This window comes from Flavobacterium piscisymbiosum (genome assembly GCF_020905295.1).
GTDB lineage: Bacteria > Bacteroidota > Bacteroidia > Flavobacteriales > Flavobacteriaceae > Flavobacterium > Flavobacterium piscisymbiosum.
In genome coordinates this window covers 4507195-4525289 of the sequence record NZ_JAJJMM010000001.1, presented here as the reverse complement: position 1 = coordinate 4525289, position 18095 = coordinate 4507195, and the positions used below count along the sequence as shown (strand labels likewise).

Here is an 18095-nt window from a genome sequence, read left to right as displayed (position 1 = left end):
TTTTCAATTTAAAAAACTTTTACCAGCGCTAAATTTTGCAAATAATTAACTTACTTTTGGTTTAACTAAAATGTTATTTATAAAAGTAAAATATGAAAAAAATTATTGTAAGTATCTTTGTTCTAAGTCAATGTTTGAATGTACATGGACAATCGATTGATAAAATTATTACAACCAAGGAGGTAACTCGTATAGAGAAAATACTTTCGGCTGATGATATGCAGGGCAGGAGAACTTTTACTCCCGGTATTGACAAAGCATCTGCCTTTATAGAATCAGAGTTTGGGGCTATTGGTTTACAAACTTTCGATGCAGCAAAGAATTACAGACAAGAATTTTCGATGACTGCCTCTAAAACAGTTTCTTCAAAAATTACTATTGATGGCAAAGAAATAAATAATAATCAAGTTGCAACATTCTCCTACCTTCCTCAAGTTTCTTTAACTGAAAAAAGCGATATTTCTATTGTAAAAATCAATAAAGGGGATAACATTGGCGAGAAATTTAACGAATATTATAAAAGCCCAAAAAATCTTTTGGTACTAGTTGATCCTTCTTTTGATAATGTTTTACCAAATATTCAACATATTGATCGAATAAGTGCTAGCCCTGGAAACAATACAATTCTGTTTGTTTTTGGTACCATCGAAGCGACTACTTTTTCTGTTGAATTAACAAATACAATCACCAAAAAAACATTGAATAATGTTGTTGGAATATTACCCGGAAAAACTAAGCCAAATGAGTATGTGATTTTTTCAGGGCATTATGATCATTTAGGTGTAGGCTCTCCTGAAGAAGGTGCTCCGCGTTCTGCAACAGATTCTATTTATAATGGCGCTAATGATGATGCCGCTGGTACAACAGCAGTAATAATGCTTGCGAAATATTTTAAAAAACAAAATAACAATGAGCGTACTATTATTTTTACCACATTTGTAGCTGAAGAATTGGGCGGCTATGGAGCCAAATATTTTTCTAAACAACTTGCACCAGAAAAGGTGATTGCGATGTTCAATATTGAAATGATAGGAACAGAATCTAAATGGGGTAAAAACTCGGCTTACATTACAGGCTATGAAAAGTCGAATATGGGGCCCATTTTACAAACAAATTTAACTGGAACAAGTTTTAAATTTTATGCAGATCCTTATCCTGAACAACAATTATTTTATCGCTCAGACAACGCTACTTTGGCCAAGCTTGGAGTTCCTGCTCATACCATTTCTACTTCAAAAATGGATAATGAGCCAACGTATCACACAGTAGATGATGAATTTGAAACGTTAGATATTGATAACATGACTCAAATTATAAAATCAATTGCATTAAGTTCTTCTTCGATTATTAGTGGAAAAGATACACCAACAAGAGTAAATACTACTCAACTGAAATAACATAAGTAAATTATAAAGAATCGAAAAAGCACCGAAAATGATTCGTTTTTAGTGCTTTTTAGAGTTTTTCAATTGTAATTTTATTAAAATTCCGCATAAAATGGTTCGCAAGGTCCATCAAGAAACTCCTTAAGAAATTAGGGAGTTTTTTTGTTTTTTCGTTAAGCACTTTTGTAATTACAAATTTTAAGTTTTCCTTCTCCGGAACTTTATTTTCAATAACAAGTTTTACCAAAAAACACACAAGAAATGTAAATTACTTTAATTTGCATTTTTATATTGATTAGGCGTCATTCCAGTTTTTTGTTTAAAGAGTCGAGTGAAGTGCTGTTGATATTTAAATCCCAATTCATCAGCAATTTGGTTTATTGATTTAACGGGATCAAAAATTTTTGCTTTTGCTTCATCAATCAATTTAGATTGAATGTACTCTAATGCAGTATTTCCTGTTTCTTTTTTTATCAAATCGCCGAAATAATTGGGCGATAAATGCAATTTTTCTGCACACCAGTTTACACTCGGCAGTCCTAATTTTCGTGGTAAATCTGATTTGAAATAGTCATTAAGCAGATCTTCAAAACGAACCAATATATCTTTATTCACATTATTACGAGTGATAAACTGCCTGTCATAATAGCGCATACAATAATTTAGGAAAAGTTCAATATTGGATACAATTAGTGTTTTACTATGTTTATCAATATTCAAATTAATCTCAACTGCAATCTTCTCCAGACAATCGTTTATTGTTGTTCTTTCTTTTTTAGACAGGTGAAGCGCTTCATTAACTTCGTAGGAGAAAAAAGAATACTCTTTTATATGTTTTCCGAGTGATGTTCCCGCAATTAAATCGGGATGAAATACAAGTGCTTTTCCGGCAGGTTTTATAAGTTTACCTTTACTGTCAATTCCGTAAACCTGTCCGGGCGCTATAAAAACTAAAGTTCCATCTTCATAATCATAAGGCTGACATCCATAACGTATATCTCCGCAGTTAATATATTTTAGAAAAACAGCATAAACCCCCATATATCGACGGAAATATTGATAAGTTGGTATTTCATCAAAATTAACAACACTGACCAAAGGATGCAAAGTGTCAACTCCAACAGAGTCATTGTATTGTTTAACAGTATCTATTCTTTCAATTTCTTCCATAATGTGAAAAATTATTAAACAAATTTAAAGAAACTAAAGTATCTGAATATAACCAAGAGACAATATCAGTAAAAGTGGTAAATAAATCAGTGTTCTGTCTACATTTAAAACAGGCATTACTAACGAAATTTGCATTGTAGTCTTTTTGACAGATCTCCTATTTCAATAATTATAGTAATATAAAATATAAGATGATGCCTATTATAAAATCATTATATAAAAGATTAATTTTAGTATCATTAATAATACTATCAGCTTGCAATAACAAAATAATTCAACAAAAAATGAGTACAGAAAACACTACAACGCTTTTTCCTAAGGGAGAAAAGTTAACAAACGGATATTTTACAGGAGAAGCTTACCTGCAGCTTTTATTAGCAAAGGATAAAAATAACGACTTTGTAATTGGGAGCGTAACATTTGAGGCGGGAGCAAGAACAAATTGGCATACACATCCCAAAGGTCAGGTTTTAATAGTAACAGAAGGAGAAGGACTGTATCAGGAAAAAGGAAAACCTGCACAATCAATAAAAAAAGGAGAGATCATAAATATACCCAAAAATGTAGAACATTGGCATGGTGCTTCAGCTGGCTCAAAAATGGTTCATATTGCTATTACAAACTATGAAGGAGAAGTAAATGCAGTTTGGTTAAATCCTGTCACAGATGCAGAGTTTTCTGAGGCCAATAAATAATCTCAAAAACAAAAAAAGCAACTATTTTGAAAAATCTATTTTTTATAATTCTTCTAATAAATATCAGTTCAATGAGCGCACAAGATAAAAACACACCCGGTACAAATTTAAATAATCATCAACAGAGCATGGCAAACATTGCTGTATTGTCTGCGGTAGGAAATATTCAAGAACTCAAAACACAATTGAATACCGGTCTTGATTCAGGACTTACTATTAACGAGATTAAGGAAGCACTAGTACAGCTTTATGCTTATTGTGGTTTTCCCAGAAGTCTTAATTCAATAAATGCTTTTATGGAAGTTTTGGAGGAAAGAAAAATTAAAGGAATTATTGATGTAGCTGGTAGAGAAGCATCGCCAATTACTGATACAGGTAATAAATACGATGTTGGAAAAGAGACTTTCCAAAAACTAACCGGACGTGAAGAAACAGGCCCAAAAACAGGAGCAAATGCTTTCGCGCCAATAATTGATGTTTTTCTAAAAGAGCATTTATTTGCTGATATTTTCAGTCGTGATATCTTAGACTACCGTCAGCGTGAATTTGTAACTATATCAATATTATCTGCAATGTCAGGTGTAGAACCTCAATTACAGGCACATATTTCTATGGGACTAAATACTGGAATTACAGAAGGTCAAATTATGGAATTAAGTACAATAATTGAAAAACATATTGGTAAAGAACAGGCCGAAATTGTTAGAAATACTTTAGTCAAAGTAATCAAAATCAATAAAAAAGATTAATTAAAATTGAATTTATATGAAAAAATATATCCCTGATCTCTATAAAAGCTTTCTTTTATATTTAATACTTGCAATTACAATTTTTACACCAGGCACTATGTCAGCTCAAAATAAAAACATGATGGTTCGTATTTCAGAAATTGAAATTTTTCCTGAATTTTTATCCGAATATAAAGCAGTACTAAAAGAAGAATCTTCGGCCTCAGTAAAGCTAGAACCCGGAGTTTTGGCAATTTTTCCGATGTATCAAAAAAACGATTCAACCCAAATTAGAATCTTAGAAATCTACAGTGATCAAGACGCATATCAATCACATTTAAAAACACCTCATTTTCAAAAATATAAAACCACAACAATTAAAATGGTTAAATCATTAAAACTGATTGATATGAATAGCATTGACACTGAATCAATGAAAATGTTGTTTAGGAAAATGAATGAATAATTTATATATAATTATGGGGTAAGAGATAGCTGATCTTAAAAAAAAAAGATTACAATATCAAAATCATAGGGTACTATTTTAAAGCTTTTCTCGAATCCTGCAAAAAATGGTTCGTAAAAACCACCAAATAAACTCCTTGAGAAATTAGGGAGTTTTTAGGTTCGTACTTGAAGATTCTTAGGCGGTTACATCTAATTGCCGTTATAATTAAATTCTAGTTTTTTTTCAGTTCATTATATCTCATTGTCAAATCTTTATCAAGAACAAATTTCAAATCTTTATTTTTCCCAACAAGTGTATCACTATTTATACAATATTTCCGAGCAGGTGAAGAAGGTGTTTTTACTCCGGGTGTAGCAAAATCAAACCAAGCTCTTTTTCTATAAGCCCTTTCTCTTTTTACCTTAATTTTATTAGGGTTTAAAACAACAAACTCATCTATAGTACTATTTTTAAATAATTTAGTCACATTGCTTAAATCAGGTTCTTTATCTCTTTCTTTAAATTCAAATTGAGCGTATTGTATCGTTTTTTTATCCCAATCAATTTTATAAAATAACCACCAAATTTTACTTTCATCTTTATCGTTAATTAATACTGCTTTACTTTTATAACCATAAATTTTAACATTCGAATTGATTTTTTGGACATTTTGCGTTTGTCCACTGCTTAAAAAACAATTTATGAGGAGAAATAATGTCCATTTAAATTTCATAATTAGATACCTCTTTTTTATTTGAATGTTACTCTGTTCATACTTGCTTTCTACCAGTCATAATATGGCATCAATATATTTTGCTGTATTTTTATTTTCTGAAATATTATTTTGAATAAGCTTTCCTTTTGTCAATCACTTTTTAATTAAAAAAATCATCATAACTTTCCTTTTTTGATTTTTGATACTTTTCAATATATACATCCAGAAAGCCGCTTTGTTTTAAAAACTGCATGGGTTCTTTTATATTTAATATTTCTTCAATCGCTTTTTGTTTGTCTTTTTGTTTGTTAAAATAAGATTCTATTATTTTATAGCCTATCCAATATCCTAAATCATTTGGCCTTTCATCTTTCTTAGAAGTTCCATACAACCAATCCTGATAATCAGCATTTTTTAATCTCGTGACAAATTCCTGACACAATTTGTCTTTGTTTTGCTCTCCATATTGGTACGAAAACTGGTTTATTGATTCGCCCGAAATAAGTTCACCCATAAAGTCTGCACCTCCTTCAAGCAAACACCATTTCAACAGCATATCTTTACCTGTTATTTTTTGCTGATAATGAATAAGTTCATGTGCTATTAAACCTGAAACGCCATCAAGATTTTTAAGCATTTCAATACCTATAATAATTCCTTCAGGAGAAGAAGTTCCTCCTGAATTAAATCTTCCGTAAACAAAATAAATTGGAGGGAATTTTGCATTTGGATACCAATATTTTAATGCACTATAAATAGCAACAACTCTCTTTTGCTTAGAAGAAATTCCGTCCAGAACATTTCTGGAAAGTTCATAATCAGCTTTTCTTTTTTTTACAACAGCAAAAAGTGAGTCTGCATTGATTATTCTGTTTTCAGTAAATTGTTTAACACCGGGAGAGCCTTTTTGCATGTATTCAATAAATGGATTTTGTTTTGATTTCTCCATTTTATCAAATGCTTCCCAAAAATTTTTTGAATCCTTTGTTTCAAAAACAGCATCCAAAGGGCTGTCTGAGAAATTACTTTGTCCAAAAATCAAGTTGCAAAAAATAATAAAAAGTGTTGTAAAAACAGACTTTAACTTCATAGCTAATAAATTTTAAAGTTTTTTTTGATAGAATATCAGATAACTTTGATGTAAAAAACTACTGTTGCCCTTTTTTGCTTTAATGTGTCTCACACAAAAAAACTTAGCAGGCGGAGTGTTTTTATTTATGCTTTTCAAATAACCATTTTGGAATCTCCTCAGTTATTAAAAACGGAATAACAATGTTATTATGATTTAGGTTACTTAAAGTCGTAAAAGCCAAATTCTTGTTTGAAGATAATTTATTAAACAATTCAAGACTTCCAACGTATGGATTATCATCATCTTTTTGACCATGAATAAGCCATATATTTTTCTTGCTTAATTTTTTGAGATTTGAAAAATCAGGAACGGCCGCAACAGAAACAATAGCCGCAAATTTATCCGGTGCAATATTTAGCAAATTTTGCGCTGTTGAACCACCCATAGAATAACCAACCAGATAAATTCTGTTTTTATCAATGTTTGGATTTTCTTTTTCAACCTTTTCAATTAATTCCAGCAAGGCAAAAACATCTTTTGAAGGTTTTGAAATTTGAATTCCATCACTATTTTTTTCATAAGTGGAAGAACGCGAACTGAATTGCGGTGCTATCACATAACACTGATATTTATTATAAATTTCAGGTCTCAACCAAATTTTAGCAAATGGTTCAAGTTGATTTTCATTGTCATTTCCAATTCGGGTAGAGTTATGAAAAGTAATTACCAAAGGGTATTTTTGGTTATTACTACTTTTTTTTGGTGTTAGAAATCTATAAGGAATTTGTATGTTTTCTTTAGTAAATGTTTTTTTTACAAAGCTGTCTGTATTTAAACTATTTAATATTTTTCTATTATTTACAAAAGTTAAACTGTCAACAGTTGTTGCCCGAAACTCTTTTTTTTGTGCAAAAGCAAAATTTACAGTTAAAATTAAAAAGAGCGCAAGTAGTTCTATATTTCTTTTATACATACAGTTTTTTAAAAAATTATGGGTAACCTTCGAATGAATTTTAATGTGTTTTTATCCTATTGAAATTGTTAGATCTCAAATTGCCGTGCTAATACTTATTTATGACAGAATATCTTCAAATATTACTGTATTTGTCTAATTTTAAGACTTTAATTTGGGTTTTAATTTTTAACGAATATAATAATAATTCTTACTGTAAAATTTTTTTATTTCAAGTAAATACATGTTAAAAACAAAGTAATTTAGTGAATGTGATTTTGCATCAAAAAGCATTTTTTTATAAAGATGATTACTATACTTTCAAGCAAAGTTTTTTTTAGATTCTCTAAAAAAAAGCTCGCAAATACTTACATTGCGTAAAGAATATACTAGATTTAGTACTTAATATTCAAGCTATTAATTAGAAAAGAAAATATCATTTTGATGAAAATAAAACTAAATAACAAATACATATTCTGCCTTTGCTATACCTTTCTGATTGCTGTAACAATCTCTTGTAATAAACAAAATCAATTTAATCAGGGAAAAAGTGAAAGTAAAACTGATGGCATAAGATTGAAATACACGACAGGAATTCATTCCATTTTAGAAGACAGTAGAGGAAACATTTGGTTTGGTAGTTACAGCGAAGGGGTGTGTTTGCTGCATAATGGAAAGCTGCTGTATTTTACAACAGAAAACGGATTAAGCCAAAATCAGGTCAGGAATATTTTTGAAGATAAAAATAGCGTTATCTGGTTTGAATGTGGCAAAGGATTAAGTACTTACGACGGCCATAAAATGAGTATTTATAAAGAAAGAAATTATAATGCAAAAAACGAATGGAAATTAAACGATAATGATCTCTGGTTTAAAGGTAATGAGATCGAGGCATACAATAAACTTGAAGGAAATCCGGGCGTGTATCAGTATGACGGGAAACAACTTTCGTTTCGCACATTACCTGTTAAAACAAAATCGGGGCATGAGAATCATTATTTGATATCGACAAATTTTGTAAAAAGTAAAAACGGTACGATTTGGTTTGGGACTTATGGCGCTGTAATTGGTTATAATGGCTCAGATTTTAAAATAATCGACGATGCTTTTTTAGGACTAAGTGACAAAACCGGACATTTGCATACCCGTGCTATAATGGAAGACAGCAAAGAAAATCTTTGGATTGCCAATAACGGAATAGGTGTTTTAAAATATGATGGAAAAAAAGTGATCAATTTCACAGAGCAACAAAAACTAAAAAAAAAGGAAGGCAATTCGCTTGAGAAAGTTTTTTCTATTGGAGAGGATAATTTAGGGAACGTTTGGTTTGGGACTGTAGGATCCGGAGTATGGCGATACGATGGGAAGTCTGTGAAAAATTTCACGAAAGAGGATGGAGTAGGGAGCAACCATATTTGGACTATTTATAAAACCAAAAAAGGAGAATTGTGGGTTGGAGGAGCAAATCCGAGTGGGGTATATCGATTCAACGGTGTTTCTTTTGAAAGGATTTATTAGAAAATTCACAAACACAAAACATAATTGATTCAATTGCATTTATCCAGTTTTAGCAGTTTCATTTTCCCAACTTCTTCTTCGTTTTCATAGCTTTGCCGCGAATAGTCCTTAAAGACCCATTTATTATTTTGTTTTTCAAGATAACCTTTTATATCACCAAAAATCGGGGCTTTGTTAGTGCTAAAATCAAACGAATCTTCGTGAACTCCAAACTGCTTTAATTGCATCCATTTTTTATTACAAAGTGAATATATTTTACAACTATTGACTCTGCTCATTTCTAGTTTATCAATTACCAAAGCAATTTCGTCTTTACCATCTTGATTATTGTCCCCAATGTTTATTAAGCAATAAAGTCCTTGTGCTGTACCAAGATGTAAAGTATCTTGATTTTTTTTATTAATAGTCAAATACAAATCGGCTTTTTGATTGTAAAACCAATTTTCGACTATTTCCCAATCATTTTCAAAAGGGTCAGGAGATTTTTCTATTTCAGTGTTTGTTTTTTTTGAATAATTATGCTGAAAAATTGTATCCTGTTTTCCGTTACCGTCAAAGCCGCCAACTACAAATAGTTTTTTTAATTTATTAAATTTAATACTTTTCGCTATCGTATCAGAAATAGCTGCATTACTGACTTTCTTTCTGTTATTTTCATTACAGCTAAAAAGTATTATAATGAATGAGAATAGGCAAGACAACTGTTTCACTGTCATATTTTAAGGCTCTACTAGGAAAAAATAGGTTGTTATCAATTATTTAAAATTCATGTCTAAGCTACTATAAATAAATTAAATTATTCTATACGATTTACGATGTATTATAAAAAAGTTCTTAAACAGGTTTTTGAAATAATGAAAAACTCCTTAAAATTTAAGGAGTTTTTTCGATGCTTCAGCTTTTATTTTTTAGCCTATTTATGTTTTTTCTGTTTTGGGTAATTCTCTCCAGGAATAACTTTTATGTACTATTTTCCAGTCGCCATGATACTTAAGTATTAAAAAATAATCTGTAAAAATTCGCTGATTGGGTATTAAGATTTCTGCTTTTGCCATTGCTGTATCGTTCTCAACATCAATAGAAACGATGCTTCCAATTCTGTTCGTTTTTTCTCCTTTTTTTATGTTCGAAATATACTGTTCTCCTGAGCGAATCCATAAAGTATCTTTTGAAACTGTATATAAATTAAAATTAGGATCAAAAACTTTGCGTAATCTTTCGGGTTGTCCGTTTGCAGTACCTTCAATATAGTCGAGTAATACTTCTGTAATTTTCTCTAAATCACTCACTAAAAAAGCATTAGTACCTTTAGAATTATCCTTTAAAATTTTAAGAACCTCATTTGCTACGTTTGAACCCGAAGTAGGATCCTGACCGGTCACAAATCTGCCATCGACCTTATAAAAAGCATCTCCGCCTTTTGCAGAATATACAAAATCGCCTTTATTATTTTTAATCGCTTTGTCTATAGAAAACGGAAATGCTTTGTAATATGCTGCTTCTTTATTTTCGAATATATCCGGATATCCCGTAATTTTTCTTCCGGCATAAAGAGATTTTTGGTTTTCATCCTTCAAATAAGCAATTCCGGCAGTTCCGTGGCAAATGGCAGCAATTACGCCATTCTTGCTATAAATGCTTCTTGCAATTTTTTGAATCGTAACATCCTCTGCAACTCCAAACATTGCGGCACCGCCACCGCTATAAAAAATTGCCGAATAATCATCGGTTATAATTTCACTTGGTTTCTTGGTACGCTCCAGTTTATCCAAAAACCAACCGTCGTACAAATACTTTTTTTGCAAAATATCAGATGTATTAATATATCCAATTGGGATAGCTCCGCCTTTAGGACTTACAAAATCGACTGTATATCCGGCTTTTATAAATATATCATAAGGAAGGACAATTTCTTCAAAATGATTCGCCGTCGGGATTTTAGTGCTTCCGTAAAAATCCTGATTGGAGGTTACAAACAAAATTTTGTTTTGAGAATATATTGGCTGTAAACCTGTAAGAACAAGTAATACGATTATTATTTTATTCATTTAATGAAAATTATAAAGTTTCGAATCTAATAAACACATCTTATTTATTAATTGGCTTTAGCAACTGTTGCTTCTACTGTTTTATGAGGTGTTCGAGCCGAAATTTTATCTACAACTAGCCAGCCCTTATTTGTTTTCATGAAATGAAAGTAATCTACAAATAATAGCGTTGGCGTACTGATCTCTACTTTTGCAATAGCCACATTATTTGTTATATCGACAAATACAGTTCGAGCCGACCAATTTTTGGGTCTGTCGTGTTTTTGAAAACCTGCAATATATTTTGATTTGGTTACCACTTTAATTTCGTTATCAGCGAAATATTTCAATTGCCAGGAATCATCAAATGACGAGCCTACTTTGGTGGAATCTCCTGTAGCTTGCCCTTCTAAATACAAATTGATTGTTTTTTCTATCAAAGCCAGGTCGTTTGTAGTATCGCTTATCTGAGCATTTAGGTTAAAAGATAAAAGAATAACGGAAATAAATAAAAGTACTTTTCTCATTTTTAAAATTGTTAGATTGTTAATAATGAGAGCAAATATCAAGTATATGAATGCCGAAAAGGTTTTAATTTATAAATTAGAACTCTGATTTTATAATATCAAACTCATTTTAAGTATGATTTTTGATATTCTGCAGGGGTCAAACCGGTTGTTTTTTTAAACGCAGTAAAAAAAGCTGATTTTGAATTGAAACCACTATCGTAACCTAAATTTTCGATAGTATAATTCGTTTCGGTTTCTAATAACTTTTTTGCTTTTTCGATTCGATATTCTTTAATAAGGCTGGAAAAAGATTTGCCCAATACTTCATTCACGTATTGAGACAGAATATGTTTGGTCACTTTTAATTCTTTCGCTGCTTCTTCAAGACTAAAATTTGGATTAAGAAATAGTTCTTTTTCAATTATTACGGCTAATTTTTGATCTATTACATCCAAAGTTTCTTTGTCAATTTCCTTGTTCTTGTATTTTTCTTTTTCAGTAAAAAAAGTTGATTCACTATTGGTTTTAAAAACTAAAAGCAGCATAATTAAATACAAAACAAACGTAAAGGATAAGGCTCCAACAATATAGGAAGTATAAGCTGCCATGCTATAGGAAAACCATATCACTACAACACCAAAATAAATACTAAGAAACCAAATATCTATTCTTTTTAAAGTTTCCCTTTTCTTGATTTTTAGAAAAATTGGACGAAGGTATTTTAAAGATAAAATAATGTAAATAAGCCATTGCGAATATATGGCACATACAATCCATCTGCTCCAAATTGCGCGATGCTCTACATAAGGATAAAAAATTCCTAAAATGGTTATTACTGTCAGGTAGGACAGGACATGATTTTTCCAATTTAATTTTTCATTTCCATATGATTTTAGATATAAAAAAAGAAAAGGCCCAATGAGAACGCAGGCAGAAAGCCCAATTTGAATAAAAATATTAGACAAATGCGGATTAAAATAGAAAAATATTGATTTAATAATTCTAATGCTTAAAACCAGTAGGAGTAAGGATAAAAAATAGTTGGTAAAATTTTTCGTTTTGGCATTTATAGCAAAATATATCGAAAGTATGAAACCATTAAAAGCTCCTAAAGCACTAAAAAAGAAAAGCAACTGGTTGGACTCTATCATTATTTAATTTGATTATTTTTTCAGATGATCTCATTGAGGGTAACTAAAAAAAAAGATGCTTTTATTTCCTTAATTTACTGCTACGAAAGTTCTTTTTCAATTATTAAACTTTAAGATCTCTTGATTTAATTTCTTTGTTCAGTAAACTTAAATTGATCAACAATGGAACAAATGTGATAGGTAAGGTAAAAATAGGAATAAGTGTCGCTATCGAAAAGTTTTTAAATCCTTTTGCACTAAAAAGATACACAATAACTGCTATGGCCAACACAAAAATAACTCCGAAGCCAATTGAAACAGCTTTAAATAAATCTCTCTTTTTAATTAATTCTTCATTTGAAAGTTCTTCGTAAATGTTTTTTTTCATAAGATTGGTTAATTTATTTTGGTAATTGTTTTTGGTTTAAAATTCCGCAGACTCTTTTATAATAGTCATTAATCAACTTTTTTAGTTGGTTTTAATGCTGTGAGTTACTTTATTTTTTTGCTAATATAATAAATATATTTAGCACTGTTTTATGAAATTATTTGAATTTAAGATCGAAATTATCATAAACAAAGGACGTTTCATTTAGCGAAAGCTTAAGTTAAGTTTTAATTAAGAATGTGTACCTTTACTATGAAAGTTGTACAATAAAAATCAAAATTAATTTATCATTTACAGTTCATTTATAATACTTACTTATTGTATCAAAGTATAATTTTAAAACCTAATTACGTATGGCATTTGATCATTATATACAGATAGAAAGGGTTGAAAAACTAACAAAAAAAGAATTCATAGAAAACTATTACAAGCCACAAAAGCCTGTGATAATGACAAAGCAAATAGAGGACTGGCCAGCTTTTAGTAAATGGAATTTTGATTTTATCAGAGAAGTTGCAGGAAATAAAACAGTGCCTTTGTACGATAGCCGTAAAACCGATTATACCAAGAAAGTCAATGAGCCGGACTTTACGATGACAATGTCTGAATATATTGATATTCTTGAAAAAGGCCCAACCGATCTTCGTATCTTTTTGTATAATCTCATGAAAGACGTTCCTTTAATGAAGTCTGATATGCATTGGCCGCGTTTGGGAATAAGATTACTTAAAAGCATGCCGCTTGTTTTTTTTGGAGGTCAGAATGCCAAGGTATTTATGCATTATGACATTGATTTTCCTAATATTTTTCACGTTCATTTTGAAGGCCAAAAACAATGTGTCCTTGTCGATCCCAAAGAAACAAAATACATGTACCGACTGCCATATTCATGGTTGTGCAACGAAGATATAGATTTTGATAATCCTGATTTTGAACGTTTTCCGGCACTTAGAAAAGTCAAACCATACATTACCACTCTTAATCACGGCGAAATGCTCTATATGCCAGAAGGTTGGTGGCACTACATGAAATACCTTACACCGGGTTTTTCGCTGAGTTTAAGATCCCTCGCCGGAAGACCGTCTAATTTATGGAAAGGTTTTGCCAACGTCGCTATTATACGATATTATGATAACTGGATGAGAAAAAGAAAAGGGCAGGAATGGCTGGATTATAAAGATGCAGAATCTATTCGCAGAACAAATGCAGAACTGGAAACATCAGAATAATAAAACAAAAAACTCCATTGTAATAATGGAGTTTTTTGTTTTTAAGGAATTTATTTCTCTACTCTTTTAAAGTCTAAATCCTGAAAGTCAAAACTAAAATCAATATTTGGAGAGATTCCTTTCATCTTAATAGATTGCCCTTTACCTTTTTCATCAACCGAAAACGTTACAAAAGCATCACAGTTCATTGCCTGATATTCCCATTTTACAGCGAATGTATTAGTATCATAAAAAGCTAAAGGCCCGTTTAATTTTGGTGAACGCAGACATTTAATCCATAATTGTTTGTTTTTTACAAATACTTCTGCTTTTCCAAACCAACTATCTTCATAAATACCAATAAAGTCTTCATTATTTACTTTCGTGTTTTTTGCAGCCGTCACTTTTTTCCAGGTATTTATGGTAACATCATCACTTGTATTTTTATCCTGACTCATCCATTCGGCCATTTTATCTGTCCAGCCAAAATCATCCAAACCTAAATAACTGTCTGCAATGGTATTAGATACTGCCATAAAAAGACCGGCGCCACCATTTTCGGTATTAGTTAAAACAACAATCCCTAAGTTCAGATCAGGAAACAGGGTTACAATAGACAGCATTCCAGGCAAACCACCTGTGTGTTCTACCTTAAGATTTCCCTTCGCATCTGATATTCCCCATCCTAAACCGTAACCGTTAAAATGAGAATTGTATCTGGGATTAGGATCTGCAGGCATAACAGTATGTATACGCCACATTTCATCATGATTTTTTAAAGAGAATAATGACGATTTCAAATCATCTCCATATTGCCCTTTATTCAGGCGTGTAATCATCCATTTCGACATATCTGCCACATTCGAATAAATACCTCCTGCGGCACTTCCTATTCCAATATCATAAGAATTAATCGTTTTTATAGTTCCCGACACCGAAGAGTGGGGTACAGCAAGATTCGTTTTGTCTTTTAATAAAGGTCCCACAAACGTATGATTCATTTGCAAAGGCGCTATAATTCTTTGTTGTACAAATTGCTCATAACTCATACCGCTAACTTTAGCAATTACTTCTCCGGCAACGATGTACAGTAAATTATCATAATCAAATTGGGTTCTAAAGGCAGAAACTGGTTTAAAATGCTGAAAACTTTTCATCACATCTGTAACTGTAAAATTAGATCCATCAGGAAAAAACATCAAATCACCAACACCTAATCCTAGTCCGCTGCGATGAGTTAATAAATCTTGTATATTGAAATTCTCTGTAACATAATCGTTGTACATTTTAAATTCCGGCAAATAATCTTTTACTTTATCTGTCCATTTTATTTTACCTTGATCTTCTAAAATAGAAAGCGCAGCGGTTGTAAAAGCCTTGGTGTTAGATGCTATTTGAAAATTTGTGTATTCGTCTACAGGTTTTTTGGTTTCAATAGAACTAATTCCATATCCCTTCGAGTGAATTATTTTTCCATCTTTCACAACAGCAATTGATGCTCCCGCAACTTTAAACTTTTGCAAAGCATTTTGCATTACCAAATCAATTTTTGCAGATGATAATTGGGCAAATGCAGTTGTTGAGGCCAAACAAACAAAGAGTACCGAAGCGAAACGAATTCTCACTTTTTTCATATTAATTCTATTTTTGGTGGGTTAATTACGTTATTCAATTAAATACTAATAATAGCACAGATACTCTTAAATTATAAGTAATTTTATCTGTAAATTAACATTTATTGCCAGCGAATATAAGAAATATCTTTAATCGAAATAATCAATGCTTGTAAGTTAATGTAAGAGTTATTAACACTATTTTGAAAACCAATAAACAAAGACTAAAAAAAGAGCACCTTCAAAATTAATGATTTTGAAGGTACTCTTTTTTAATATTTCAAGTGAGATTAAATGTCTCTTATTTAACGCGCAATTCCCTGATGTTGCAAAATATATCCGTTATCAATTAGTTCATTTACAATATTTAAGGCAGTTTTATCTCCACTTATTCTGTATTGTATATTAGCTCCTGAACTTTCGTATTTTATTTTAAAGACTTTATTATCAAACGTTATAAGTTCTTCGTACAAAAACTTATCATAACCGGGATGTTTGCTGCTCATGTTGTACCAGGTTCCTATCAAATTCTGATCTAAATCATACACTTCGTATTTTTGAACTCCTAATGCAGTTGTTGATACGATCTTTATATTTCCAATCTTTTTATTATTAGGATCTTTTGTTATGGCGCTATAGATAATACCGGCATCGTCGATTACAACCTGATAACCTTCAATTCTTTTTTGTTTTCCACTTGCTGCATTTGCTTCGTTTTTAATTTTATTGCCAACACCTGAAGATTCACCATTTATAAAATTTTCGATCGCTTCAGTATTTAGACCATCCGCGCTCACAAAACCTTTATCTATAAAAGCTTCTATAACGCTTTTTTGCTGATTTAGCGGATTGAATTTTTTATAATCAACTTCATTTGTTTTACCTGATTTAGCACTCTTTAGAATCATCCATCTTTTTCCGGTAGATTCTAAAAATTTTAATTCAGCACTTACAGAATACTGCTTGTCTAAACTCAGAATTTGAAGATTTGGTTTTTTCCCTTCGATATAAGCAACTGCTTTGTCATCAAGCTTTACTTCGTCGTTTTTAATTTTTATTTCCTGCGCAAAAGCGCAAACTGTTAGTAATGCTGCTGTAACAGTAAAAATTGTTTTTTTCATTTTTTAATTTGGGGTTTTAGTTATATCTGCTATTCTATCGAAGTAAATGTAATCGATTTTTATTAAGATCTTGTAAAAACTTAATACACTACTGTTTAATTTTGTAAGCATAAAAAAACTCCATTATTTCTAATGAAGTTTTCCAAATTTTCGTATCAATTGTAAATCAAGGATATATCATCAAAAATACAAAAGCAAATAAATTCACCAGAAGTACTACACCGTAAACAATATTCGATTTTCCTTTGCTTAAGGACAACATTACGGTAAACACTGATAATGCCAGCAGAACAATCGATTTTATATCAAGTCCCAAAATAATAGGCATATCCATCATAATGCAAACTACTGCCACACTTGGAATAGTTAAACCAATACTTGCCAATGCAGAACCCAAAGCTAAATTGATACTGGTTTGAAGTCTGTTTTTTCTTGCCGCAATAATAGCAGCAATAGCTTCCGGAAGTAAAATTATTGCAGCAATTACAACTCCAACCAAAGATTTTGGAAGATGATAACTCACAATAATACTTTCGATAGTAGGAGATAGGGTTTTAGCCAATAAAACCACAATACCTAAACTTACGATCAGGAAAACAAGACTGGTGTAAAAGGTTTTATTATCGATTGCAATGGGCTCAACTACATCTTCGTTTTCGTCATCGCCAACAGTTAGAAAATATTGCCTGTACCTGCTTGTTTGTGCAAACAGAAAAGAGCCATAAATAACAAGACATGCAATCGAAGCAAAAACAAGTTGTGGTAAGGAGTAATAAGATCCTTTAACACTTTCGGTAAAAGTAGGGAAGACCAATGTAAATACTATAATCGAAACCAATGAAACCAAACCAATAGTTACCGAAGAAACAGAAAAATTTTGTTCGTAATGTTTTAGTCCGCCAATTAAAAGGCAAAGGCCAATAATTCCATTTAGAATAAGCATTGTAGCCGCATAAACCGTATCTCGGGCTAAAGAAGCTGCTTCAGTTCCTTCTGAAAGCATGAGCGATACAATAATCGAAACTTCAATAACGGTTATAGATATGGCCAAAATAATGGTTCCGTAAGGCTCTCCAACTCTTTCTGCTATTACTTCTGAATGATGCACGGCCGACATAACACTAAGGATAAGCAATATACTGGCAATAACCTGAAAAATGCTGCTGTTGTCTATAAGTCCGCTAAAAAAAAGAATCCAGGCAAGTGCCGGAATGATGATCGTCCATTGAAGTAATCTTTTCATATATAAATGTTTTCTGCCAATAATTTTTAATGTAAAATGACATTTTAATTTCCCGTAATATAAGTCTTTTTACCGCAAATACCAAAAACACTGGGCCATATACTTGAGAAACCGGCTCATAATAATAGTATCTTTAGCTTCTAAAAATCTTTTTTCTTCAAAAATTACAGAAC

The 18095-nt window shown here is 31.2% G+C and carries 18 protein-coding genes; 6 read left to right on the top strand and 12 right to left on the bottom strand.

From position 1 onward, the window contains the following. The first annotated feature begins 92 nt into the window (after window positions 1-92). Window positions 93-1397: a M20/M25/M40 family metallo-hydrolase gene (locus LNP81_RS19520; RefSeq protein WP_230038752.1), complete on the top strand. Its 1305-nt coding sequence runs from the start codon at window positions 93-95 to the stop codon at window positions 1395-1397. Between the two features lie 261 nt (window positions 1398-1658). On the opposite strand, the gene LNP81_RS19515 is transcribed toward LNP81_RS19520, so the two are convergent. Beyond that, a complete protein-coding gene (locus tag LNP81_RS19515; protein ID WP_230038750.1) occupies window positions 1659-2555 on the bottom strand; it encodes a helix-turn-helix domain-containing protein in 897 nt (298 codons plus the stop codon). Window positions 2556-2839: 284 nt separating this feature from the next. Here LNP81_RS19515 and LNP81_RS19510 point away from each other — a divergent pair, with 284 nt between their 5' ends. The 3 genes from LNP81_RS19510 to LNP81_RS19500 all read left to right on the top strand — a co-directional run bounded on the left by LNP81_RS19510 (window position 2840) and on the right by LNP81_RS19500 (window position 4444). Next, on the top strand, window positions 2840-3250 hold the full coding sequence (locus LNP81_RS19510; RefSeq protein ID WP_230038748.1) for a cupin domain-containing protein: 411 nt from the start codon (window positions 2840-2842) through the stop codon (window positions 3248-3250). Between the two features lie 71 nt (window positions 3251-3321). Further along, on the top strand, window positions 3322-3999 hold the full coding sequence (locus LNP81_RS19505; RefSeq protein ID WP_230038746.1) for a carboxymuconolactone decarboxylase family protein: 678 nt from the start codon (window positions 3322-3324) through the stop codon (window positions 3997-3999). 16 nt (window positions 4000-4015) lie between these two features. Next, window positions 4016-4444 (top strand): putative quinol monooxygenase, encoded by a 429-nt coding sequence (locus LNP81_RS19500; protein WP_230038744.1) that lies wholly within the window; start codon window positions 4016-4018, stop codon window positions 4442-4444. A gap of 214 nt (window positions 4445-4658) precedes the next feature. Here LNP81_RS19500 and LNP81_RS19495 read toward each other — a convergent pair whose 3' ends face one another. The 3 genes from LNP81_RS19495 to LNP81_RS19485 form a co-directional block, all read right to left on the bottom strand. Beyond that, complete coding sequence (locus LNP81_RS19495; protein WP_230038742.1) at window positions 4659-5159, bottom strand: hypothetical protein; 501 nt, start codon at window positions 5157-5159, stop codon at window positions 4659-4661. Between the two features lie 142 nt (window positions 5160-5301). After that, window positions 5302-6231 carry a DUF2268 domain-containing putative Zn-dependent protease gene (locus tag LNP81_RS19490; protein ID WP_230038740.1) on the bottom strand — a complete coding sequence of 310 codons (930 nt, stop codon included), beginning with the start codon at window positions 6229-6231 and terminating at the stop codon, window positions 5302-5304. Between the two features lie 121 nt (window positions 6232-6352). Beyond that, window positions 6353-7186 carry a carboxylesterase family protein gene (locus LNP81_RS19485; RefSeq protein WP_230038738.1) on the bottom strand — a complete coding sequence of 278 codons (834 nt, stop codon included), beginning with the start codon at window positions 7184-7186 and terminating at the stop codon, window positions 6353-6355. A 423-nt stretch (window positions 7187-7609) separates the two neighbouring features. Here LNP81_RS19485 and LNP81_RS19480 point away from each other — a divergent pair, with 423 nt between their 5' ends. Continuing rightward, window positions 7610-8683, top strand: coding sequence for a ligand-binding sensor domain-containing protein (locus LNP81_RS19480; RefSeq protein WP_230038736.1), 1074 nt, complete (start codon window positions 7610-7612; stop codon window positions 8681-8683). Between the two features lie 29 nt (window positions 8684-8712). Here the strand turns inward: LNP81_RS19480 and LNP81_RS19475 are convergent, their stop codons facing one another. From LNP81_RS19475 to LNP81_RS19455, 5 genes are all read right to left on the bottom strand, one after another. Next, window positions 8713-9399, bottom strand: a complete 687-nt coding sequence (locus tag LNP81_RS19475) for a hypothetical protein (protein ID WP_230038734.1) — start codon at window positions 9397-9399, stop codon at window positions 8713-8715. A 201-nt stretch (window positions 9400-9600) separates the two neighbouring features. Beyond that, window positions 9601-10731: a nuclear transport factor 2 family protein gene (locus LNP81_RS19470; protein WP_230038732.1), complete on the bottom strand. Its 1131-nt coding sequence runs from the start codon at window positions 10729-10731 to the stop codon at window positions 9601-9603. A gap of 47 nt (window positions 10732-10778) precedes the next feature. Next, window positions 10779-11237 carry a nuclear transport factor 2 family protein gene (locus tag LNP81_RS19465; protein WP_230038729.1) on the bottom strand — a complete coding sequence of 153 codons (459 nt, stop codon included), beginning with the start codon at window positions 11235-11237 and terminating at the stop codon, window positions 10779-10781. A gap of 104 nt (window positions 11238-11341) precedes the next feature. After that, window positions 11342-12370, bottom strand: a complete 1029-nt coding sequence (locus LNP81_RS19460; RefSeq protein ID WP_230038727.1) for a helix-turn-helix domain-containing protein — start codon at window positions 12368-12370, stop codon at window positions 11342-11344. A 103-nt stretch (window positions 12371-12473) separates the two neighbouring features. Further along, window positions 12474-12737, bottom strand: a complete 264-nt coding sequence (locus tag LNP81_RS19455; protein ID WP_230038725.1) for a hypothetical protein — start codon at window positions 12735-12737, stop codon at window positions 12474-12476. 353 nt (window positions 12738-13090) lie between these two features. Between LNP81_RS19455 and LNP81_RS19450 the strand changes: the two genes are divergently transcribed. Further along, a complete protein-coding gene (locus LNP81_RS19450; RefSeq protein WP_230038723.1) occupies window positions 13091-13966 on the top strand; it encodes a cupin-like domain-containing protein in 876 nt (291 codons plus the stop codon). A 50-nt stretch (window positions 13967-14016) separates the two neighbouring features. Here LNP81_RS19450 and LNP81_RS19445 read toward each other — a convergent pair whose 3' ends face one another. The 3 genes from LNP81_RS19445 to LNP81_RS19435 all read right to left on the bottom strand — a co-directional run bounded on the left by LNP81_RS19445 (window position 14017) and on the right by LNP81_RS19435 (window position 17922). Continuing rightward, window positions 14017-15579: a serine hydrolase gene (locus tag LNP81_RS19445; RefSeq protein ID WP_230038721.1), complete on the bottom strand. Its 1563-nt coding sequence runs from the start codon at window positions 15577-15579 to the stop codon at window positions 14017-14019. Between the two features lie 284 nt (window positions 15580-15863). After that, on the bottom strand, window positions 15864-16679 hold the full coding sequence (locus LNP81_RS19440) for a hypothetical protein (protein WP_230038719.1): 816 nt from the start codon (window positions 16677-16679) through the stop codon (window positions 15864-15866). 166 nt (window positions 16680-16845) lie between these two features. Further along, complete coding sequence (locus LNP81_RS19435) at window positions 16846-17922, bottom strand: calcium:cation antiporter (protein ID WP_230038717.1); 1077 nt, start codon at window positions 17920-17922, stop codon at window positions 16846-16848. Window positions 17923-18095 lie beyond the last annotated feature (173 nt).